This window comes from Microcoleus sp. S36a_B3, assembly GCF_036700745.1.
Taxonomy (GTDB): Bacteria; Cyanobacteriota; Cyanobacteriia; order Cyanobacteriales; family Microcoleaceae; genus Microcoleus.
The window spans coordinates 1-23,000 of record NZ_JAUBPN010000027.1; the positions used below are offsets into that span (position 1 = coordinate 1).

13 protein-coding genes and 1 pseudogene are annotated in these 23,000 nt (G+C 43.6%); 7 read left to right on the plus strand and 7 right to left on the minus strand.

From position 1 onward, the window contains the following. Together QUA01_RS22385 and QUA01_RS27515 are read right to left on the minus strand one after the other, a co-directional pair. A pseudogene (locus QUA01_RS22385) lies at nt 1-232 on the minus strand (IS1 family transposase); the annotation flags it as partial. After that, nucleotides 213-359, minus strand: coding sequence for an IS1/IS1595 family N-terminal zinc-binding domain-containing protein (locus QUA01_RS27515; protein ID WP_442921611.1), 147 nt, complete (start codon nt 357-359; stop codon nt 213-215). The pseudogene QUA01_RS22385 and the gene QUA01_RS27515, both read right to left, overlap by 20 nt. A gap of 365 nt (nt 360-724) precedes the next feature. On the opposite strand from QUA01_RS27515, the gene QUA01_RS22390 reads away from it, so the two are divergent. Further along, complete coding sequence (locus QUA01_RS22390; RefSeq protein ID WP_333092748.1) at nt 725-1,018, plus strand: glycosyltransferase family 4 protein; 294 nt, start codon at nt 725-727, stop codon at nt 1,016-1,018. A 136-nt stretch (nt 1,019-1,154) separates the two neighbouring features. On the opposite strand, the gene QUA01_RS22395 is transcribed toward QUA01_RS22390, so the two are convergent. The 4 genes from QUA01_RS22395 to QUA01_RS22410 all read right to left on the minus strand — a co-directional run bounded on the left by QUA01_RS22395 (nt 1,155) and on the right by QUA01_RS22410 (nt 4,909). After that, nucleotides 1,155-1,661, minus strand: coding sequence for a serine O-acetyltransferase (locus tag QUA01_RS22395; RefSeq protein ID WP_333092747.1), 507 nt, complete (start codon nt 1,659-1,661; stop codon nt 1,155-1,157). Between the two features lie 404 nt (nt 1,662-2,065). After that, nucleotides 2,066-2,647 (minus strand): serine O-acetyltransferase, encoded by a 582-nt coding sequence (locus tag QUA01_RS22400; RefSeq protein WP_194070379.1) that lies wholly within the window; start codon nt 2,645-2,647, stop codon nt 2,066-2,068. Nucleotides 2,648-2,838: 191 nt separating this feature from the next. Next, nucleotides 2,839-3,849: a glycosyltransferase family 2 protein gene (locus tag QUA01_RS22405; RefSeq protein WP_194070380.1), complete on the minus strand. Its 1,011-nt coding sequence runs from the start codon at nt 3,847-3,849 to the stop codon at nt 2,839-2,841. A 142-nt stretch (nt 3,850-3,991) separates the two neighbouring features. After that, entirely contained in the window at nt 3,992-4,909 is a 918-nt protein-coding gene (locus tag QUA01_RS22410; protein ID WP_333092746.1) for a histone deacetylase family protein, read from the minus strand. 142 nt (nt 4,910-5,051) lie between these two features. On the opposite strand from QUA01_RS22410, the gene QUA01_RS22415 reads away from it, so the two are divergent. The 4 genes from QUA01_RS22415 (at nt 5,052) to QUA01_RS22430 (ending at nt 13,948) form a co-directional block, all read left to right on the plus strand. Next, nucleotides 5,052-5,585, plus strand: coding sequence for a hypothetical protein (locus QUA01_RS22415; RefSeq protein ID WP_194008380.1), 534 nt, complete (start codon nt 5,052-5,054; stop codon nt 5,583-5,585). Between the two features lie 609 nt (nt 5,586-6,194). Then, a complete protein-coding gene (locus QUA01_RS22420) occupies nt 6,195-10,904 on the plus strand; it encodes a PAS domain S-box protein (RefSeq protein ID WP_333092745.1) in 4,710 nt (1,569 codons plus the stop codon). Continuing rightward, nucleotides 10,870-12,897 carry an adenylate/guanylate cyclase domain-containing protein gene (locus QUA01_RS22425; protein WP_333092744.1) on the plus strand — a complete coding sequence of 676 codons (2,028 nt, stop codon included), beginning with the start codon at nt 10,870-10,872 and terminating at the stop codon, nt 12,895-12,897. The genes QUA01_RS22420 and QUA01_RS22425 overlap by 35 nt, the downstream gene beginning before the upstream one ends. 160 nt (nt 12,898-13,057) lie before the next feature. Next, nucleotides 13,058-13,948 carry an alpha/beta fold hydrolase gene (locus QUA01_RS22430; protein ID WP_333092743.1) on the plus strand — a complete coding sequence of 297 codons (891 nt, stop codon included), beginning with the start codon at nt 13,058-13,060 and terminating at the stop codon, nt 13,946-13,948. A gap of 426 nt (nt 13,949-14,374) precedes the next feature. Here the strand turns inward: QUA01_RS22430 and QUA01_RS22435 are convergent, their stop codons facing one another. After that, on the minus strand, nt 14,375-15,256 hold the full coding sequence (locus QUA01_RS22435; RefSeq protein WP_333092742.1) for a Cof-type HAD-IIB family hydrolase: 882 nt from the start codon (nt 15,254-15,256) through the stop codon (nt 14,375-14,377). A 730-nt stretch (nt 15,257-15,986) separates the two neighbouring features. On the opposite strand from QUA01_RS22435, the gene QUA01_RS22440 reads away from it, so the two are divergent. Then, nucleotides 15,987-21,500 (plus strand): trifunctional serine/threonine-protein kinase/ATP-binding protein/sensor histidine kinase, encoded by a 5,514-nt coding sequence (locus tag QUA01_RS22440; RefSeq protein ID WP_333133227.1) that lies wholly within the window; start codon nt 15,987-15,989, stop codon nt 21,498-21,500. 47 nt (nt 21,501-21,547) lie between these two features. Beyond that, the gene (locus QUA01_RS22445; RefSeq protein WP_333092740.1) at nt 21,548-22,960 is read left to right on the plus strand and encodes an adenylate/guanylate cyclase domain-containing protein; all 1,413 of its coding nucleotides are present in this window, start codon (nt 21,548-21,550) and stop codon (nt 22,958-22,960) included. Nucleotides 22,961-23,000 lie beyond the last annotated feature (40 nt).

A 23,000-nucleotide genomic window follows, 5' to 3' on the forward strand; every position in this document is an offset into this window, starting at 1 on the left:
CCCATTGCTTGTGGCGTTTGTCAGCGACAAATGACCACAACTCATCGCATTGAATCGTTAGCCTCCCCTTTTTTTTTTGCGTCACCTGCACACTTCGAGGCATCATGGCATATTTCTGGTTGACGTAGGTTTGGAGCCATTGTTCAGAAACCTGCGCTGCACTGGCAATTCCAGCCAGGGAAATGCGTTCTAGCAGCAATCTATCAATCAGTTCACGCGCAAGCTTGAGCAATTACTTTTTTAGTCGGTTGTTCTACAAACTGTCGTCGGCAGTTATGGCATTTGAACCGTTGTTTACCGTTATGGATACGACCATTTTTGACTTTTTGAGAAGACGCACAAATGGGGCTGGCTGGCATGATAGGAAAGCATCAGCACTACATTCTACTCCTCTATCATTACATATTTAGCACTACCGCTGCCCCTTGGGGGTGCGGAATGTGGGCTGTAAGGCTTACACGGCCGTTAAAAAACTGTCCGAAGTATTGTTAAGGAACAGTGAACGATTAAGTAACTACACAAAATTAATTACATAAAAACTTCTTGCTAGGTCAGGCTTTCAGGCGAAATATTATGTAATTAATTTTGCACGACTACTTAAAAGACTTTCGTCAAGCAGCATAGGATTTATTGGTGCTGGCACTCCTGTGCAACATTCGAGCTGATGGATGCAGTGATTACCATCAGGAATGTGTGATGTTTAGGACGCTCTGATGTAATTCATATGGATTACACCACCAATGTTGGCGCGGTCTATGACGAAGCTGACATTTTTGCCTTTCCGAGTCTTGAAGAAGGTAGTGGGGTGGTTACCTATGAAGCTATGGCTCACAGGTTGTCAGTGCTCACTTCACCTATGGGAGCGGGCGCAATTGTCCGGGACGGCACAGATGGGCTAGTCGCAGCACCCTACGACTCTGATGCTCTTGTGGAAAGCTTGCGAAAGCTTGCTTTTTCGCCGGAGTTGAGATCGCAGATGGGTGATAGTGTTCGCCAGCAAGCCGAGAAATTTACCTGATAAAAAGTAGCGTGCCGGCGGAAAAATTTGGTGCAGGAGAAATTGAAGTTTTAGGAAATAGGACAATCATCTGAAAGAATCCTTGCTCTGCAACTTCCTTTTTCCTGCGAATATTTCTAGGAGTGCATTTTCAGGCTTAGGGTTTTTTGGGGATAATTTTTGCGGGTATTCCGACTGCGGTTGCGCCCGGTGGTACGTCGCAAAGAACTACAGCATTAGCACCTATCAAAGCGTGGTCGCCGATCGTTATGGAGTGAATAATTTTTGCTCCTGCACCGATATCGACGTGACCGCCAATTTTGACATTAGAAACAATTGTGACCTGTTGAAAAATTAGACAGTTCGGGCCAATAGATGCATCTGGATGAATGACTATGCCATTAGGATGAACCATAACGAGTCCCCCTCCTATTTTGCAGTTCAAAGGGATGTCAGTTCCAGCTACAATGCTCCAAAATTGATGTTCGATTACGTTTAACCGGGAGAAAAAATACCCTAAAATTCCACCTTGATGCTGCCATTTTTGATAATTGCGGATAGATTTTAGAAGTTGGCGACTAGGATCCCACCACTGGCGAAGTTTTTCGCGGCTCCAATCTGGCTCGGTGGCAGAAACGACAGGTGTAGTTATTGATTGAACCATTATTTGTGCAAAAGAACAGATAAGATATGAATGACAATTAAGATTACATAATTGTCATTATATCTTGTCTGGTTGGTGATTAACAATATTTTTTTCAATTCTCTAGCAATCCTATTTGAGTTGTAATGTTGTTTTTGTAGCTTCCCAGGTTTTTCGGGTAGGCACGGCGAGGCAATAACCCTACAAATTCACAATTCACACAAGATTGCTAGACGGTCAACTTATAATTATTTAGTTGACGAGTTGATGTCTACAAACAAGCAGTGGCGATCGCACTCTTTGTGCAACAATCACAATTGCCAAAGAACTCCACAATTGCGTAAAAGCATCTATCGCTATAGAGGCGGTAGATCTCTAGTTTATTTAAGTAACAGAAGAGAAAGGTCACTTTTTCTGGCACTAATTTAAGGATTGTTTTCGACAGGGCGGGATTTGAGAATTTTAGCAGGGATGCCAACGGCAGTTTGACCAGCAGGAACATCTGATAAAACGACAGCATTTGCACCGATATTTACGTCGTCTCCCAGGTTGACCTTGCCGAGAATTTTTGCACCGGCGCCGACGTTCACCCGATCGCCCAATTGAGGCGATTCGAGCGGTTTTTCCAAGTAGCGATTCCCCAGGGTAACGCCTTGGCGGATGATGCAGTCGTCACCGATAGTACAGTATCCGTGAATGATAATAGCACCTTGATGTTCAATCACCACGCGACGACCGAGCTTGACTGTGTAGGGCAAGTCTATCCCGTAAGTATTCCGGACTTTTCGGTAGAGCGATCGATACAAAATGCTCAAGGGAGCTCGCAGCAGTTTTGGTTCTAGCTGCATCCTCCAGACACCGAATCTTTGAACTGCTACGGCACGAAATCCCGGTTTTGTCCAATCGCGACCGTGAGCAATCCAGTCTTCTTTAATCTGCTGCCACAATCCCTGTTCCGAGTTTTGTACTGGAGTTTCACTTGCGATTAAATTTGATTCCGTTACCATAAGCTGTACTCAAGATTCTGTCTAATTTAAGTTATCAATAGATGCCGTCTATCGTCAGATATTGCTCTTTTTTTTCAGGATGTTCAACCAGGATTCTTCTATTTCAAATATGAATGCTGGGTGAATCAAGCAATCTTTGACTGACCAGGAGCGACCTGGCTTTTTTGCTTTGATTTATTTACAAATACCATTTAAAAGTTTTTTGAATCTTCAATCTTACCTCCTTTAAAAAATACACTATTCGTGACAAAATCCGTCAGTAATTTTGGTGGATCGCCATCTGGCTTACCTTGAAGTACGCGGCGCAGCCTCCAGACTCCAAAGCCCGAAGCCCAGGATACATCTGTTAACGCTGTGTAAACCAAGCCGTAGTTTTTGAGAAAGTATCTGCGCCGGGAATCAAACCAATACTGTGGCAGTCGCTTAGGGGGCTTTTTGGTGTCAGTGACACCTGAGCTTTGACCTACTAGGTGAACCACGCGACTTTCAGGTACGTACCAGCAACTCCAGCCAGCTTTGTTAGCTTGCAGACAAAAGTCCATTTCTTCGCAGTACATGAAATAAGCTTCATCCATCAAGCCAATCTTTTCAAATACTTCGCGACGGACGATCATGCTAGCTCCAGCCACCCAATCTGTTTGACAGATTTCTTGGGAAATAGGAGGCGCTACGGCCCAGTTTGCCAATAACTTGGACAGCAAGCCCGTCCGCCAACCAAAATCTAGTTCGGTCAATAGATTGTGAAACCGAAAAGCTGACTGCTGGGGAGTACCGTCGGGGTCTTCCAAGCGGCTGCCGGCGATGCCGGCTTCGGGGTTGGAGTCCATGAAGTCAACCAGTGCTTTCAGAGCTCCTGGGCGAACTACGGTGTCTGGGTTGAGCAGCAGGATGTAAGGGGGGGGATTGGTGGATTCAAGGGCGGGACGGATCAGGGCGTTGTTCCCGTAGGCAAATCCGCCGTTGCGCTCTAGGGGAACGAAGGAAGCCCATTCGCTCCAGCCGAATGTGGCTATAGCGGCTGGTATTTCTTCGGTAGAATTGTCGCCTGAAGCATTGTCGCCAACTACAACCCGCGTACCGGGGAGCGATCGCACTTCGGTAACTAGAGAGCGCAAGCAGTCTATTGTCAAACTAGAGGTTCGGTAGTTAACAATGACAACCAGCAGTGGATAGGGTTGATTGGGCTCGCTGGCATTGGACATAGGTGCATTTGTGGGTTTAACAACTTTTTAGCTCAAGTTGTACCGCTCTGGCAAGCTGGAGCGATGACTAATAGTATTTTTATTGGTTTTGGTGAGAAAGACTGTTTTTTGTGCCATATTTCCGAAGTCCCGCCGCTCTGCATCACAGTCGATATTGCCTGTAAACCTGACTTGCCGCTCGGTGCAGCAGCGAATGTCGGTAAACTAACCCCTTCACGTCATCGGAATAGCCACCGCCAATGACGCAGGCAACGGGATAACCGCCAGCTAAACAAGTAGATAAAACTTGCATTTCCCGGCGAAATAACCCGGTATCAGTTAAAGCTAATTTTCCCAGTTTGTCGGCCTGATGAGTGTCAGCTCCGGCATCGTACAAGACTAAATCTGGCTTGACATCGGAGAGTAAATCTGGTAAGTATTTAGCCAAAGTTTGTAAGTATTCGTCGTCCTCCATACCGACAGGCAAAGCTACATCTAAATCGCTCTTTTGTTTGGTGCCAGGAAAATTGACCTCGCAGTGCATTGAGAATGTAAAAACACTGCTGTCATTTTGGAAAATTACAGCGGTTCCGTCTCCTTGGTGCACGTCTAAATCGACAATTAAAACTTGGCGAACTAAACCTATTTTTTGCAAGACTCTAGAGGCGATCGCCAAATCATTAAAAATACAAAAACCAGAGCCGTAATTGGGGAATGCGTGATGAGTTCCGCCCGCAGTATTGCAAGCCAAACCGCATTCTAAAGCAAGCTTAGCAGTTAGCACAGTCCCGGAGGAGGCGATACAAGTGCGGTTGACCAGGGCCGGACTCCAAGGCAGACCAATTCGGCGTTGAGCTTTGTCATCCAGCGTTCCGTTGCAGTAAGCTTGAATGTAATCGCGATCGTGGACTAGCTGAATCCATTCTGACTCTAAAAGTTCCGGAGCGTGAAATTGCGATCGCTCTGCTACCCCATCCAACCGCAGCATTTCGTAAAGCAGCCCGAACTTTGCCATCGGGAAGCGGTGACCGGGCGGCAGTGGCGCAACATAATCTTCGTGGTAGATAATTGGTAGGTCCATGACGATGATTGTAGAACGAATAGACGAATCGAATAATTCTTGTTGATCGCCCTATTCGAGCCCGTTCGCTTACAGGCTTTTGGAGGAGAAGTCCAATTGAAAGCCTGCAACCTCAAATTTAAATTCGCTGGAGAACCTGTATATGCAACTAGAAACAGTCTGGGAGTCCGGCAGCAACAACCCCGAAAATGCTGAGAACTTCGATCGTATCGCTCAGTGGTGGAAAAACCTCAACGGCAAAAAAATTAGCTGGGTTGAGCGGCTGATTCCGCAAATTGGCGGTATGAGCGAAATTCACTGGCAAGCCCAGCGTTTTGACGTAACATTTGTGATAGTCAATCCTGAAATTCGCGAAGATACTCTCTATTGGTACAAACCCGATTCTCCTGTCAAACGCAACACCACAGTTCAGAAACTAGAACTAGACAACCTGCAACAGCAATTGTATCTCTATCCTCAGTTGGAATCAGAAGTGGTAATTCGCATAGGATTTCCCGAAGTGAAATATCAAACACTTGAATTAAACAATCCAGAGTTTGCGCTGGGGGAAGATAATATATTGCTGCTGTGGGAGGCTGAGCAAGAACTTGAAATTAAAATATCCCTCAGCAATGAAAATCTTGCTAAACTTAAGGAATTGTTGGCAGAGAAAAGACTGAGAAAAGAGTTGATATAGCCTTTCGAGCTATCATAGGAGGTACTATCCGGGATAGGGCCTAGGACTATGGGCATAGGGCTATGGGCGTACCTCACCACGCTTGAGAACCGCTATACTCTTAGTTGCCAACTATCTTAAGACTTAGGCACGGGTGTCTCGAAACCGCGTTTTTTTCACAGCAATACACACATTGCAGCCCGGAGCAAAAGTAAAAAACCGGGTTGTTTCGCATCAGGGTGCGTCTAGGTGTGTATCTCTGCTCAAACCTTTTGAAGGTGGTAGCTGAATGTTTAGAAGCTTGGGTTCTCGTACCCAGTTTCTTGGGCCGGTCGTGGCTAATTCATGATTTTTTTAGGCAATTTAATTGTTCCAAGAAAACTTAGATTTATTGTGGCACTAAAATACAATCAAAATGCGGTTGATTTGAGTTGCAAATTTAAGCTTAGCTCCCCAAAGATTGCTCGTAGACAAAGTGCGTTATTTGAGGAACCAACTTCTCAAAAAAACACTCTATTTGCTGAGCGGAATAAAAATTAATATGATAATTTTTATTTCACAAAAATACTTGATTGATTAAATAATCTCTCTCCGGTCAACACGCTAAAATTTCCAATGGCAAGACATAATATGGCGCTCGACAAAAAAACAATTCATATTTTAATTGTAGACGATCGACCCAATAACCTCCGGTTTCTCTCAAATATATTGACGAAAGAAGGGTATAAAGTTCAGCGGGCAATTTCGGGGGAAATGGTGGTAAATGCTAAATTTGCCGTTCTTCCAGACTTGATTTTGCTAGATATTTCTATGCCAACAATGAACGGCTACGAAGTATGCGAAAGACTGAAAGCTAACGAAAATACTCGCGAAATACCGGTGATTTTTCTGAGCGTTTTTAATGAAACTTGTCAGAAAGTCAAGGCTTTTGAAGTGGGCGGTGTTGACTACATTTCTAAACCTTTTCAAGTAGAAGAATTTTTGGTGCGGATTGAAAGTCAACTGACTATACAACAGCTATCGAAACAATTAAAACAGCAGAATGCCGAACTGCAACGAGAGGTAAAATTTCGCAATCAAACAGAAGCAGCACTCCGGGAAAGCCAAGAAAGGTTGCAGAAATTGGCGGTGAATATACCGGGAGTTATTTATCAATTTATGCGAAAATCGGATGGAAGTTTCCAATTTGAATATATCAGTTACGCTTGTCGGGATATTTACGAATTGGAGGCCAAAGAAATATTAAAAGATTATAATTTATGCTGCAATCAAAATCATCCTGATGACCTAAAATATCTGGAGCAAAAAATTTGCGAGAGCGCTCGAACTTTAGAACCCTTTGCTTGTGAATGGCGGATTGTTACGCCATCGGGCAAACTCAAATGGCTGCAATCGAATTCTCGACCAGAAATGCGTGACAATGGCGATATTGTTTGGTATGGGGTATTTTTTGATATCAGCGATCGCAAGCAAGCAGAAATAGAATCGGCTTCAACTAAATCTGCTTTAGAACGGCAAGTTCAGCGAGAGTTGCTGATTGCAAAAATCACTCAAGAAATTCGATCGAGCTTGCAGCCGGAAAAAATCTTTCAAACGGCTGCAACTCAAATCGGTCAGGCATTCCGCGTCAATCGCTGTTTGATTCATACTTACGTTACTAGCCCCCAAGTCGATCTTCCTCTGGCGGCTGAGTATCTCCAACCTGAGTGGGAATCAATGCGGAACGTCATCGTTCCAATTTGGGGCAATCCTCACGTCGTACAAATGATGATCCAAGACCGGGCGATCGCCTCCAACGACGTTTACTCAGATCCTTTTTTGCAAGCTGCTGAATCGATTTGCCGCGTGGTTGGGTTGAAATCGATGCTGGCAATTCGCACTTCCTACCAAGGGATGGCAAACGGCGCTATTGGTTTGCACCAGTGCGATCGCCAACGCGAATGGACAAAAGATGAAATTGACTTGTTAGAAGCTGTGGCGGGTCAAGTAGGGATTGCGATCGCTCAAGCTAAACTGATCGAGCGAGAAAAAAAACGACTCGCGCAGCTCGATCGGCAAAATAAACAGTTGCAAGCAGAAATTCGCACCCGCGTCCGCGCCGAACAAGCTCTGCAAGAATCCGAAGCAGAATTGCGGGCGATTTTTACCGCCATGACTGACATAGTTTTAGTGAGAAATGCAGAAGGGCGCTGCATCAAAATCGCCCCGACAGCAGCGGTAAATTTGGTGAAATCTCCCACCGAAATGATTGGCAGAACCGCCCACGAAATCTTACCGGAACCTGCAGCAGATTTGGTATTAAATACCGTCAAACAAGTTCTCAAGACGAAGCAAAGCATCAATATTGAATATAGCTATACAGTCGGAGAGCGTGAAGTTTGGCTCGACGCTAAAATTTCTGTGCTTTCTGCTGAATCAGTGATTGTGGTAGCGCGAGATATTAGCGATCGCAAACAAGCAGAATCTGCACTCCGAGAAAGCCAGCACTTCATTCAGGCGATCGCCGATTCCAATCCCAACCTATTGTACGTTTACGATTTAGTAGAACAGCGGAATGTTTACTGCAACCGTCAAATTGCGGTGATGCTCGGTTACTCCGCCCTAGAAATCCAAGATATGGGTACAGAAATGATGTCAAATCTGCTCAACCCCGAGGATTTGCCAGCTTTTTGTGAAAGCGTCCAAAAAGTGCAGCAAGCCAAAGACGGCGATGTCATTGAATGTCAATACCGCATGAAACACAAAAACGGCGAATGGCGGTGGATGCACAGTTGGGATACAGTATTTCTCAGAACAAATGACGGTAAACCCAAACAAATTCTCGGTACCGCTAATGACATCACAGACCGCAAATTAGCGGCCGAAAAACTGCTAGCATCGCAGCAAAGAATCTCATTTTTATTGCAGCAAACGCCGATCGCAATTATTGAATTAAACCTGAATTTAGAAATTATCACTTGGAATCCGGCTACCGAAAAACTTTTTGGCTACAGCACAGAAGAAGTTATCGGCAAAAATGTCCCAGATTTCATCGTTCCAAACAACTATTACCACCAAATATTTCAAATTTTAAGCAACAAAATTAATGCGGAGTCTTGTGCCAGTTGCACTACCCACAAAACTCTTACAAAAGATGGTAGAAGTATCGTTTGCGAATGGTATAATACTCCGCTAATTGACGATAACGGTACAGCGATCGGCATCGCTTTAATGGCTGTAGATATTACGGAACGCCAGCAAGCACAAACTGAACTGCAAGAAAGTGCTTTGCGACAAAGAGCGATCGCGCGAATCATTGAAAGAATGCGCCAGACATTAGATCTCCGAGAAATTTTTCAAACTACGACCAGAGAATTGCGCCAAACCATGAAGTGCGATCGAGTCGCCCTTTACCGTTTCAATCCTGACTGGAGCGGCGAATTTGTAGCAGAATCAGTTGATAGTAAGTGGACTTCTTTCATGCAAGTACAGCATGTAGATTCTAAATTTACTGAAAGTGCTTTAAAAAACGAACAATGCCTCGTTAAAAAATTCGAGATTGCCTCCCAAAAAGTATGCGATACTTATTTGCAAGAAACTGCTGGCGGAGCCTACAGCCGAAGTAAAACTTACCTTTGCGTCCCCGATATTTACAAGCAAGGATTCAATAATTGCTACATCCAACTATTAGAAAGATTTCAAGCAAAATCCTACATTACTGTGCCAATTTTCTGCGGCGAAAAACTCTGGGGACTGCTAGCATCCTATCAAAATTCAGCTCCCCGCCAGTGGAGCGAATCTGAAATCAACGTTGCAGTTCATGTGGGCACTCAGCTAGGAGTAGCATTGCAGCAAGCAGAATTGCTCGCCCGCACTCAAAGACAGTCAATGGAACTACTTAAATCCAAAGAAAACGCCGAAGTTGCCAACCGCGCCAAAAGCCAATTTCTCGCTTCCATGAGCCACGAACTCCGCACGCCTCTCAACGCCATTCTCGGTTTTTCGCAAGTCATGGCCCGCAACAGTTCCATCACGCAAGAACAAAAAGAATACATAGAAATTATCAACCGCAGCGGCGAACATTTACTGGAACTGATCAATGATGTTTTGTCAATGTCCAAAATAGAAGCAGGTCAAATTACTATCAATCAAAGCCGCTTCAACCTCTACAATCTTCTCAGTAGTCTCAGAGAAATGCTGCAACTAAAAGCTAACTCAAAAGGGTTGCGCCTCATCTTTGAAAATATCGGCGATTTGCCACAGTACATTGAAACAGACGAATCGAAATTGCGACAAGTTTTAATTAACCTGATCGGCAATGCCATTAAATTTACTCAACATGGAACCGTTACTTTGTGCGTTAGCAGCCAAGTAGAAAATAACGCCGCCGGACAAGAAGAAGCCCAATTGCATTTTGAAATTGCCGACACGGGACCTGGCATTTCTCCGTCTGAAGTTATTACATTATTTCAGCCATTCGTACAAACAGAAACAGGTCGCAAGTCTATGCAGGGAACCGGGCTAGGATTGCCAATCAGCCAACAGTTCGTCAAGATTATGGGAGGTAACATTGCTGTTGAAAGTCAACTGGATCGAGGCACAATTTTTACTTTTAATATCCGCGTTAACGTCGTAACAGAAAGTGACGAACAAGAAAAACCTGCCGTTAAACCAGTTATTGCTTTAGAAGCCGGACAGCAAACCTATAGGATATTAATAGTTGAAGATGTAACGGAAAATCGCCAACTGCTGTTTCAGCTCCTCGTACCGCTCGGATTTGAAGTCCGCGAAGCAATTAATGGTAAAGAAGGAGTTGCTTTGCAGTCTACTTGGAAGCCGCACCTGATTTTGATGGATATGCTGATGCCAGTTATGGACGGCTACGAAGCTACAAAACAGATCAAGCAAACTCCAGAAGGTAGAGAAATAATAATTATTGCCCTGACTGCTAGTGCTTTTGACGAGCAGCGACAAATGATTTTGTCTGCTGGTTGTGACGATTTGATCTGTAAACCGTTTCGGGAAGAGGTACTATTTGAAAAGATAGCGCATCACCTGAATCTGCGTTATATTTATGAGGAAGAAAACTCATCTATTTCTGATTCAGCACCCCGACAGGTTCAAAGTTTGACCACCGAGGATTTGAGTGTAATGCCCGCAGACTGGGTGGTCGATTTATACCGAGCAGCACTTTGCGTTGACGACAATCGCATCCTCGGACTGATCGCTCAAATTCCCGAAACTGAGGCAAATCTCGCTAATGCTTTAACAGATTTAGTCGATAATTTTCGGATAGATATCATTATCGATTTAACTCAATTATATTATGATGAACGAGCCATTACTAGCAGCGACTCTTAGAGACATTCTGATCGTTGACGATATGCCGGACAACTTACGACTTTTATCAACTATGCTAGAATCCTACGGGTATCAAGTTAGGAAGGCGATTAACGGCAAAATGGCTCTGCAAGCAGCACAAATCTCTCCTCCAGATTTGATTTTATTAGATATTAATATGCCCAAAATGAGCGGCTATGAAGTTTGTAAAAATTTGAAAAAATTTGAAAATACTAAAGATATTCCAGTAATTTTTATTAGTGCGCTAGATGACGTGATGGAAAAAGTTAAGGCTTTTCAAGTAGGAGGAGTAGATTATATTACTAAGCCGTTTCAAGTAGAAGAAGTCTTCGCCCGCGTGGAAAGCCAACTGTCTTTGCGTTTGTTGCAATCGCAACTGCAACAGCAAGCTAGGGAATTGCACGATCGCAATTCCAGATTGCAGGAAGAAATCGTGGAAAGGCAGCGGGCGGAAGAATCAATCCGGTTTTTGCTGGAAACGACGCGGGCGATCGGCGAAGCTGCAGACTTTCACTCAGCTTTAGAAGCAATCCTGCACCAACTTGGCGAAACAATCGGATGGGATGTAGGAGAAGCTTGGATTCCCAATGCAGAAGGAACTCTGCTGCAATCTGCCAGGGGCTGGTATGCGAGTAACGCCAGCATGGAACCCTTCCGCACCCAAAGCGAACAACTGACATTTGCCATGAATATCGGGCTGCCGGGACGAGTTTGGGCATCCAAGGAACCAGAATGGGTAGAAGATATTTCCCAGGGCTACCCGGATTTTCTCCGAAGTGAAGTAGCACAAGAACTCGGATTTAAAGCAGGTTTTGGCGTGCCGATTTTGGTAGGCGATGAAGTATTAGCGGTGCTAGTTTTTTTTCAAATTTTGCCTTCTCCGAAAAACGCGCGCTTTATAGACATTTTCAATGCGGTTGGCACTCAATTAGGTGGTTTAATTCAGCGCAAACAAGCCGAAGAATTGCTGCGAATTGCTGAAGAAAGATATCACAGTATTGTAGAAAATGCGATGGAAGGTATTTTTCAAAGCACTCCTTCTGGAGGCTATCTCAGCGCTAATCCAGCTTTGGCAAAATTGTACGGTTACGATTCGCCAGCAGAACTGATGTCTAGTATTGAAAATATTGCCGAACAACTATACCTTAACCCGGAACGCCGCCTGGAATTCGTGACTGCTATGGATGCAGAAAATGCCGTTTCGGGGTTTGAATCTATCGTATGTCGCAAGGACGGTAGCCGGATTTGGGTATCAGAAAATGTCCGTGCTGTTCGGGATTCACAAGGAATTATAATGTACTATGAGGGTACTGTTTCTGACATTACAGAGCGGAAATTAGCGCAAGAAGAACTCAAAATTCAACAGGAACAAAGCGAGAAATTGTTGTTAAATATTCTGCCCAAACCAATAGCAGAACGTTTGAAAGCCCAGCAAAGCACGATCGCCGACAGTTTTGCCGATGTAAGTGTTTTATTTGCTGATATTGTTGGCTTTACTGAACTGTCGGTGAGAATGTCTCCGACGGAGTTGGTAAAGCGATTGAATGTGATTTTTTCTCACTTCGACCAGTTAGCTGAAATGTACGGTGTGGAGAAAATCAAGACTATTGGTGATGCTTACATGGTAGTCGGGGGATTGCCTACGCCGAGACATGACCACGCGGGGGCGATCGCCCACATGGCCTTGGGAATGCAGGAAAAAATAGCCAAGTTGTCGGCCGAGACAGGAGAAAAACTGGCAATTCGCATCGGCATCAATTCCGGGCCGGTGGTGGCGGGAGTGATTGGTGTTAGCAAGTTTACTTATGATTTGTGGGGAGATACGGTGAATGTGGCGGCGAGGATGGAGGCTACGGGTTTTGCAGGCAGAATTCAAGTTACTGATGTTACTTACGAGCTTTTAAAAGATAAGTATTTGTTGGAGATGCGAGGCGTAATTCCGGTGAAAGGTAAGGGGGACATGAGGACTTATTGGTTGCTAGAAAAAAGGTAGTCAGTTGGCAGTTGACAGTTGACCGTTTTCCTTGGGAATGGGGAATGGGGCAATGAGGAATTGGGAATAATGTTTTTGTGAGACGTTGCTCAAAGCCAGCCCCGGATCGGGATTGTGCTGCTACGATCGAAGAAGTTAACGAAAATTTACATTTAGAGTCGTGACAGCACAACAGCTAGTATCTGCAACGAGTTTTGAGAAGCTGATTTGGACTTGGAAAGGTCACAAAATTCAATATACCGTCCAAGGAACCGGCCGCCCTCTGATCTTGATTCACGGGTTTGGGGCTTCGATCGGACATTGGCGGCAAAATATCCCCGCACTCGCGGCGGAGGGCTACCGGGTATTTGCGCTGGACTTGCTGGGATTCGGGGCTTCTGGCAAACCGGCGCTTGATTATACGCTGGAATTGTGGGAAGAATTGCTGACAGATTTCTGGACAGAATTGGTACAGGAACCGGCGGTATTTGTCGGAAATTCGATCGGCGCTTTGCTGAGTTTGATGGTAGTCGCCAACCATCCAGAAATATCAGCCGGCGGTGTGTTAATTAACTGTGCCGGCGGGCTCAACCACCGGCCGGAGGAACTGAATTTCCCGCTGCGAGTAGTGATGGGGACTTTTACTAAATTAGTTCGATCGCCCGTCATCGGCCCGTTTGTCTTCAACAACATCCGCCAAAAACACCGCATCCGCAACACCCTGCGTCAAGTCTACGGGAACCGCGAAGCCATCACCGACGAACTTGTAGAACTCCTGCACGCGCCCTCCTGCGAGCCCGGAGCTCAACAAGTTTTCGCTTCCATTCTCACAGCCCCAGCAGGCCCTCAACCGTCAGAATTGCTGCCAAAGGTCGATCGTCCGTTACTGGTACTTTGGGGTGCAGACGACCCCTGGACGCCGATCGCCGGCAGCAAAATTTACCAAGAATTAGCGGCCAACGATCGACCAGTGAAATTTGTTTCAATTCCCAACACCGGCCACTGTCCCCACGACGAGCGGCCCAGTGAAGTCAACGCTCTGATTTTGGACTGGCTGCAGGAATTGAACTAAAATTTTTCGGGGGAATGCCAGAAAAAGGCGATCGAGCAAAACCCTTGCACAGCCAAGGTTCTGCCTCACTCCACCGCACCCGCCGCCCGGATTGGAAAGACTCAAAAAAAACTTTGCTAAAAAGTCTTGACACATTCGGGCGAGTCGGCTATATTGATGGACGTGTGAGGAGCGAACCAGAGAAAGCACCGAGACGAAACACGGCCAGTCGTCGGTGCTTTTTCTGTGGAAAGCCACTTTTAAGAATTTTCAACTATCTACAATTCGCATCCAGAATATCTGCAAACGGGCCCCTTCAACTCTTCCTTCGCACTCTTAGCGTCTTCTTGCTTTCCTTAAATAAACACTCTTAGGTTCGTAGTGAAGACTTCAGTCCCCACTACGAACCATAGATCACAGGCTTTCCGGCTGGTTCCACAAACAATATCAGCTCGCGCCCAAAACAAATTGTTCGATCGCAGCCACCACCCCATCTTCCTCCACATCCGGCGCAACCCAATCAGCAATAGCCTTCACACCATCAGGAGCATTCCCCATCGCCACGCCCACACCCGCGTAGGAAATCATTTCCAGATCGTTAAAATTGTCGCCGATCGCCATCACCTGAGCCGACTGCAAACCCAAAACTTTTTCGGCTAAATACTGCACCCCATCTCCCTTACTCGCCAAAGGATGCGTAGCTTCAAAAAAAGTAGCCACCGATTGAGTCAAATAAAGCTCCGCAGGCGTGTAGCGTTTCCGCATACTGCTGAGCAAGCCGTGGAGTACCTCTGGATTCTCGCACAAAGCCAAAACCTTCGTCGGTTCCCCCGGCAGATCTCGCCGCAAATCTTGAATTACAATTGGTTCAATGCCCGATCGTTCGGCATAAATGCGGGTAGCTGCTGTAATTTCCGGTACGTAAAGTTTGTCGTCAATATAGAAATGGATCGAAAGGAGCGATCGGTAATCCAGTGCTTCAAAATGCTCTAATAGTTGCAGAGCAGTTTGTTTCGACAGCGGCAAGTGTCGCAGTCGCTTTTGAGTAGCTGGATCTTGAATCCACGCGCCCTGGTAGCAAATCAGCGGCAAAGTTGAGCCAATTTCTGAGTGAAAACGCAAAGCCGATTTGTACATCCTGCCCGTAGCGATGGCCACTTTCACTCCCCGCGACTCGGCAGCCAAAACTGCCTGCTTGACGGGTTGTCGGATGTCATTTGACAAACCTGCGATCGTGCCGTCGATATCTAGTACCAGTAGTTTAATCTCTGCGGTACCAAAAGCGCGATCGGTAGCATTCGCTGGATTTGAGGCAATTATATTCTGCATGATTTTGAAATTTTAGCTGTTGATTTGCACCCACCAATTTATTTTGGCACTGGCACATAAGTTTTGTTTGCATCTAAATTGTCTGTTATCTTTGAGAAGAATATGGAGAGAGAGCCCGAATAGAGAACAGGAAAGGGTGGACAGGATTTGACTGCCAACGGGAATAGGTCATTGAAATATACAATTTAAATGCCTGTAGAGCGTGCCGCCAGCACCGAAAACTGTCTCAATAGCGCCTCAAACCACTTTTTGCCTCAGTCCCGATCGCAGCTTGTTTACTTATGCACTCACCAGCCCTCTTAATGCGATCTTGATTTACAATTACTTCACAGTGCCCCCGGCAATATCTCAACCATTATCTCATCATTCATACCCACTTATTCAATTGACAATTGACAATCTAAAATCATCATTTCTTGTTACCATGCTTTCTCGTTACCATGCTCTGTCTGGTAACGCAGAAGCCGGAGTTTATGCCTCCTTTTACTTCGCCAATCGTCAGAAAATAAGGACTATAATAAGTGTTTCAATCATTAAATATTTGTTGCTAAGATTATCATTTATATTATGTCCTATCGATTGCCGTAACAAAAAAGGTTTGTAGTGCAGACAACCGTCCGCAATCAAACCAATTTTATTATGTTTAATCGACCGAACGCGAGATTATTCCCATCTTTTGATCTCAAATATTCAATCCCCAACTGTACTTAAAAACTACCGCATTCGCAGCATGATTACTATTCCGGGATATCGCATAGACGGAGAAATTTATACAAACGATCGCACAGTTATTTATCGAGGGATACAGCTTGAACAACAAAAACCAGTTATCCTCAAAACTCTCGCGCAGCCCTACCCAACGCCAGCACAAATAGCCCAACTCCTGCACGAAGCAGAAATCCTCAAAAATTTGAATTTGCCCGGAACAGTTAAGCTTTACCAACTCGAAAAATACAATCACGTTCCTGTTTTAATTTTAGAAGATTTTGGCGGCATTTCTCTCAAAAATTTTCTCACCAACAACCAGCTAGAGTTACAACAATTTCTGCAAATCGGTATCAAACTAGCAGAAACTCTCAGCCAACTCCACGAACACCACATCATCCACAAAGATCTTAAACCGAGCAATATTATTGTCAATATCGAGACAGGGGATGTCAAACTTGCTGATTTTGCGATCGCCTCCCTGCTACCGGGCGAAAACCCCGCCCTCCACCATCCCAATTTACTCGAAGGCACCCTCGCCTATATGTCGCCAGAACAAACTGGCCGCATGAATCGGGCGATCGACTACCGCACCGATTTTTATTCTCTCGGCATCACTTTTTATGAAATGCTCTGCGGTGAAGTGCCTTTTAGTGCGATCGATCCGATGGAATTAGTACATTGCCATATTGCCAAAAAACCACTTGCTCCTTGTGAGAATCAAAAACAAAAAATCCAAGGCATAATCAATCAATCACAAACCGACGAAATTCCTCAAGTCGTTTCCGATATCGTCATGAAACTATTAGCAAAAACCGCCGAAGACAGATATCAAAGTGCTTTCGGACTTGGGTGCGACCTAGAAAAATGTCTCTTTCAACTGGAAACCACCGGCGAAATTTCTCACATCACCCTCGGCGAACACGATAGGTCAAGTAACCTGCAAATTTCCCAAAAACTTTACGGGCGAGAAGCCGAAGTTAATCTGCTTCTCGATACCTTCGATAGGATGAGACAGGGAAATACAGAAATAGTATTAATTTCCGGTTCTGCAGGTATGGGAAAATCTTGCTTGGTCTATGAAATTCACAAGCCTATCCTGCGGGAAAACGGGTATTTTATAGATAGCAAATTTGAAAAATTTAAGCGCGATATTCCCTACGCTTTTTTGATCCAAGCTTTTCAAGACTTATTGCGCCAAATTCTCACAGAAACATCTGCCAAACTTCAAGTTTGGAGACAAAAAATATTAAATGCCCTCGGCGGAAACTGCCAAGTAATTATTGAAGTTCTTCCCGAAGTACAAATGATTGTCGGGCCGCAGCCCCCAGTGCCAGACTTAGGATTACATGAATCTCAAAATCGCTTTAATTTGGTATTTCAAAAATTCATTCGAGTCTTTGCTCAAAAAGCACACCCCTTAGTAATTTTTCTCGACGATTTGCAGTGGGTAGATTCAGCATCCCTTAAGTTGATCCAACTGCTAGCAACAAACCTAGAAAATCAATATTTATTAATCATTGGAGCCTACAAAAAACAAGAACTTAACGCAAACCATCCTGTAATGCTGACCGTCGAAGCAATTAAAAAAGCAGGGGGAAATTTCAGCGAAATATCCCTTTCGCATTTAGATATTACCAGCGTCAATCAATTTCTTGCAGATAGTCTGAGCTGCTCGCCAGAAAAATCACTAGATTTAGCAGAATTGCTTTTCCAAAAAACAGGAGGCAATCCCTTTTTTCTAACTCAACTTTTAAAGTATATTTACTCAAAAAAATTGCTGCAATACAAATTTACACCTTCCGATACTTCTGTCGATATAGTCGAACCTAACATTTATGAGTCGAATCCTCAAAAAGCATATCCAGCTTTGAGAAAATGCGAAATTGCAGGTGAGTGGCAGTGGGATATCGAGCAAATACAAGAAATAGGAATAACTGACAATGTTGTAGAATTAATGATCGATCACATTCAGAAACTTTCAGAAACCACCCAGGAACTACTAAAATTAGCTGCTTGTGTTGGCAACAAATTTGATTTAGGAATTATCTCAAAAATCTGTAGAAAATCTCTAGTTTCCGCAGCAGCAGACCTCTGGGAAGCTCTTCAGTCAGGTCTGATTGTGCCCGTGAATAACGCCTACAAAATTCCGCTCGCACTAGCAGCAACTACAGAAGTAACCGACCAAATATCTAGAGATTTTACCGATGAATTGTCCCTACCAATCGCTGATTCTGCTAACGCAACTTATAAATTTTTGCACGAACGAGTTCAACAAGCAGCTTATGCTTTAATATCCGAACCCCAAAAACAAGAAAATCATCTCAAAATAGGCAGATTTTTGCTACAAAACGCACCTCCAGAGCAATTAGAAAACTATGTTTTTGATATAGTCAACCAACTCAATGCAGCCCGACAAATCATCAGCAGTGAATTAGAAAAATTTCAATTATGCCAATTAAATTTAATTGCAGGTCGTAAAGCAAAAGCCAGTGCAGCTTACGAACTCGCCGTCAAATATTTAACCGCAGGTATTGAATTGCTTCTGCAGCAAAGTTGGGAAACCGATTACGATTTGACTCTGGCACTCTACGAGTCAGCCGCAGAAGCCACTTACCTCAATACCGAGTTTGAACAAATGGAAAAATGGGCAGAAATTGTCCTAAAACACGCAAAAAATGAACTAGACAAAATCAAAATATTTGAAATCAGAATCACAGCTTGTACGATGCAAACAAAACTGCAGGAAGCTGTACAAATTGGTAGAGAAGCACTAAAAATGTTAGGAATAAACTTGCCAGAGTCGCCAGTTCCCCTCCACATTCAGCAAGCAATGGCCCAAACTTCAGCTTATTTAACAGGCAAAAAAATAGAAGATTTAATGAACTTACCTGTGATGACAAATCCGCGCAACTTAGCAACTATGCGCGTGCTTTCCAGTATGTTTTCGGCTACGTTTATAGTTGAACCATTGCTGTTACCGTTGATTGTATGCCAGCAAGTTAATTTATCCATTAACTATGGAAATTCGGTTTTTTCAACTTTGGGTTATGCTAATTACGGAGTAATTTTAAAAGGAATAATTAGAGATGTTGAATCAGGCGATCGCTTTGGTCAATTAGCTTTAAATTTGATCGATCGACTAAATGCTTTAGAATTTAAAAGTAAGGTTCTTAATTTAGTCGCATTCGTTTTGATGCACGGCAACCATCATGTTAAGGACACTTTGCCACTGTTAGAAGAAGCCTATCAAAGCGCCCTTGAAAATGGTGATTTAGAATCCATAGGATATGCGGCGGTAAATATTTGTCAGTCTTTCTATTTCATCGGTCAAGAATTGATGCCACTAGAACAAAAAATGGCTAATTATAACCATTTATTATTTCAACTCAAGCAAGAAACGGTATTGACTTGGAATCAAATATATCAGAAAACAGTTTGGCAATTGATGGACAATGCGGACACTTCCAATCTTTTGTTATGTGAAACTTATAGCGAAGAAAAGTTGTTACGACTGCTATTGAAAGCTAACGATCGCGTCGGTTTACAGCACTTTTATTTGCAAAAGTTAATACTAGCATATTTATTTGGAGATATTGAGCTAGCCCTAGACAATGCAGCACAGGCCGAGCTTTATTTAGATGGAGTTGCGGGCTTTATTAATGTTCCTGAATACCATTTTTACGATTCTCTCGCAAGACTTGCAGCATATCCACGAGCAACAAATGAGGAACAAGAAGAGCATCTTTTTTACGCCAGCAGCAACCTCAGAAAACTCCAAATAAAATCACTTTCTGCGCCGATGAACCTCCAGCACAAATGCGACTTGATCGAAGCAGAAATAGCGCAAACTCTAGGTAATATTGTCAGAGCAATGGAATATTACGACCGTGCAATTGCCGGAGCTCAAGAAAACGAATACATACAAATACAAGCACTCGCAGCAGAATTAGCGGGAGCATTTTATTTATCCATAGGACGAGAAAGAATTGCTAAGACTTACTTGATAGAAGCGCGTTATTGCTATCAGCGCTGGGGTGCACAAGCCAAAGTAAGACATTTGGAATCAAAATACCCGCAGTGGCTAACTTTAGCCTCAATTTCAACTAATATCGAAACTCGCAAATCTACCAGCAGCGCTTGCACTACGAGCGACAGTGCAGGGGTGCTAGATTTGACAACCGCAGTCAAAGCTTCACAAACATTAGCCAGCGAAATAGTTCTCGATAAACTACTGGCAAAGATGATGAAAATTGTGATTGAAAATGCCGGAGGAGAAACAGGATTTTTAATACTAGAAAAAGATGGTAAATTGGTTATTGAAGCATCGGGTTCTGTGGATGCCGATCGCGTTGCTGTCATGCAATCAATTCCTATAAATTTTGTAGATGAAGAGCGAGAAGAAACTTTGCTGTCAGTTGCAGTTGTCAACTACGTCGCCCGCACCCAGGAAAGTATAGTTTTAAATGATGCCAGCCGCGAAGGACAATTTACTCACGCACCTTATATAATTGCTTTTCAACCTAAATCAATTCTTTGTACTCCGTTAATCCACCAAGGTAAACTAAGCGGCATTCTATATTTAGAAAACAATCTGACTACAGGCGCTTTTACGCCAGAAAGGTTAGAAATATTACAACTGCTGTCTTCTCAAATTTCTATCTCGATAGAAAACGCCCAACTTTACACAAACTTGCAGCAATTCAATCAGAATCTCGAAAAATTAGTACAGCAGCGTACTTCCGAGCTTTCTCAAACTTTAGAAGATTTAAGATCGGCCCAAAAGAAACTGGTAGAATCGGAAAAAATGGCCGCCCTTGGTGGTTTGGTTGCAGGTGTTGCTCACGAAATCAACACTCCCATCGGCATCGGTATCACCGCCGCTTCGCTGCTGGCGGAAAAAGTTACAAAGTTTTTTGAGCTTTACAGCAAGGGTCAAATTAAACGCTCTGAGTTAGAAAAATTCCTGGATACGGCCCTGCAAAGCAGTAATATGATCTTATCAAATTTGACGCGGGCGGCTGACTTGATTCACAGTTTTAAAGAAGTGGCTGTAGATCAGTCGAGCGAATTACAACGCACGTTTAACCTAAAAAATTATCTTGAGGAGATTTTGACATCTTTAACCGCCAAACTAAGAAGAACTAAACACAAAATAGAGATTAAAGGCGATGAAAATATTGTACTGGACAGTTATCCTGGTGTGTTGTGTCAAATTGTGACAAATCTGGTGTTTAATTCCCTGGTTCACGCTTACGATGGAGAAGACGAAGGGATTCTGGCTTTTGATTTTAAGCTAGAGGGCGATCGGCTAATATTTGAATATGCAGATAACGGCAAAGGAGTTTCCCCAGAAAATCTCAGTAAAATCTTTGAACCATTTTTTACCACCAAAAGAGGTAAGGGCGGCACAGGATTGGGACTGCACATTATTTATAACCTCGTTACGCAAAAACTCAAAGGTACAATTACCTGCGAAAGTCAATTGAACAAAGGTACAAGATTTATGATGGAGTTTCCAGCTAAAATTAGTAATTAGTTATTATAACACGAGTTTTAATAGAATTTTATTTAGGAGAGGGATTAATGTCAGAAGCTAGTAAAAAACTATTCGCTGCGAACGATGACGAATTAATAGCGTTGGGCGACGATGAATTAATATTTGCGGAAGAAGACGAGGTTCAAGAACAACCGATTCCAGACAGTTGGAAAATCTTAATTGTAGACGATGAAATAGAAATTCATAATATTACAAAGCTAGCTTTAAATGAATTTACATTTGAAAACAAATCCCTCACATTTATCAGCGCTTTTTCTGGTAAAGAAGCCAAAGAAATGATCCAAGCCCACCCAGATGTAGCATTGATTTTACTGGATGTAGTGATGGAAACAGAAGAGGCAGGCTTGGAAGTTGTAAAATACATCCGCGATATTTTAGACAATAAAATAGTGCGAATTATTTTGCGAACCGGACAGCCGGGACAAGTGCCGGAAGATGTTGTAATTGTCAGCTACGATATTAACGATTACAAAACTAAAACAGAACTCACAAACAAAAAGTTATTTACCACATTAGTGACAACGCTGAGAGCATTTCGCGCCCTGACTCAAATCGAAGCCAGCAAAAGCGAACTTGAAAAGATTGCAATAGCTTCGGCCCGCTTTGTTCCCCGCGAATTTTTAAAGTTTCTCAAAATTGAAAGCATTGTTGATGCCAGATTGGGAGACTCTGTACAGGCGGAAATGACGATTATGTTTGCCGATATTCGCTCATTTACAAGTCTGTCAGAAAGTATGTCTCCTAGAGAAAATTTTGAATTTCTCAACTCTTACTTAAGCCGAGTTGGCCCAGTTATCCGCCAGTATAACGGCTTTATAGATAAATACATTGGTGACGGAATTATGGCTTTGTTTCCTAACCGTCCTGAAGATGCGGTTCAAGCGGCAATTGAGATGCAGCAGCAAGTTAAAATTTATAACAGACACAGGCAAAATAGCGGATATCAACCTATTTCGATAGGGATTGGTTTGCATACGGGAACTTTAATGTTGGGTACTATTGGCGAAGCGGAACGGATGGAAAGTACGGTAATTTCTGATGCTGTGAATTTAGCCGCGCGTGTGGAAGGATTGACAAAGCTTTACGGAGTCGGTATTGTCGCTAGCGTCCAGACTCTTTGTCGAATAGACGATCCACAAAATTATAAGTGTCGGTTTCTCGATCGCGTTCAAGTCAAAGGAAAACAAACACCTGTGGCTGTATTTGAAATTTATGATGGCGACTCCGCTACAATGATCGAACTAAAAGCACAAACTCAAACTTATTTTGAACAGGGAATTTTTTTTCACTACCAGCAACAATTCGCGCAAGCAAGGCAAATGTTTTTGCGCGTGTTGCAAGTCAACAAGTATGATAAGGCAGCAGCTTTTTATGCCGATCGCTGCGATATGTTGATGAAGAATGCTGTCATTATGACTTTGGAAGGAATTGAAATTTAGGGCATGGGGCATGGGGTATGAGGCATGGGGCATTGGGCAT

Bases quoted from the DNA above. Each gene is read 5' to 3' on its own strand.
- QUA01_RS22435 (WP_333092742.1), bottom strand. From the start codon at position 15,256: ATGCAGAATATAATTGCCTCAAATCCAGCGAATGCTACCGATCGCGCT.
- QUA01_RS22415 (WP_194008380.1), top strand. From the start codon at position 5,052: ATGCAACTAGAAACAGTCTGGGAGTCCGGCAGCAACAACCCCGAAAAT.
- QUA01_RS22410 (WP_333092746.1), bottom strand. From the start codon at position 4,909: ATGGACCTACCAATTATCTACCACGAAGATTATGTTGCGCCACTGCCG.
- QUA01_RS22395 (WP_333092747.1), bottom strand. From the start codon at position 1,661: ATGGTTCAATCAATAACTACACCTGTCGTTTCTGCCACCGAGCCAGAT.
- QUA01_RS22400 (WP_194070379.1), bottom strand. From the start codon at position 2,647: ATGGTAACGGAATCAAATTTAATCGCAAGTGAAACTCCAGTACAAAAC.
- QUA01_RS22420 (WP_333092745.1), top strand. From the start codon at position 6,195: ATGGCGCTCGACAAAAAAACAATTCATATTTTAATTGTAGACGATCGA.
- QUA01_RS22445 (WP_333092740.1), top strand. From the start codon at position 21,548: ATGTCAGAAGCTAGTAAAAAACTATTCGCTGCGAACGATGACGAATTA.
- QUA01_RS22440 (WP_333133227.1), top strand. From the start codon at position 15,987: ATGATTACTATTCCGGGATATCGCATAGACGGAGAAATTTATACAAAC.
- QUA01_RS27515 (WP_442921611.1), bottom strand. From the start codon at position 359: ATGCCAGCCAGCCCCATTTGTGCGTCTTCTCAAAAAGTCAAAAATGGT.
- QUA01_RS22390 (WP_333092748.1), top strand. From the start codon at position 725: ATGGATTACACCACCAATGTTGGCGCGGTCTATGACGAAGCTGACATT.
- QUA01_RS22425 (WP_333092744.1), top strand. From the start codon at position 10,870: ATGATGAACGAGCCATTACTAGCAGCGACTCTTAGAGACATTCTGATC.
- QUA01_RS22405 (WP_194070380.1), bottom strand. From the start codon at position 3,849: ATGTCCAATGCCAGCGAGCCCAATCAACCCTATCCACTGCTGGTTGTC.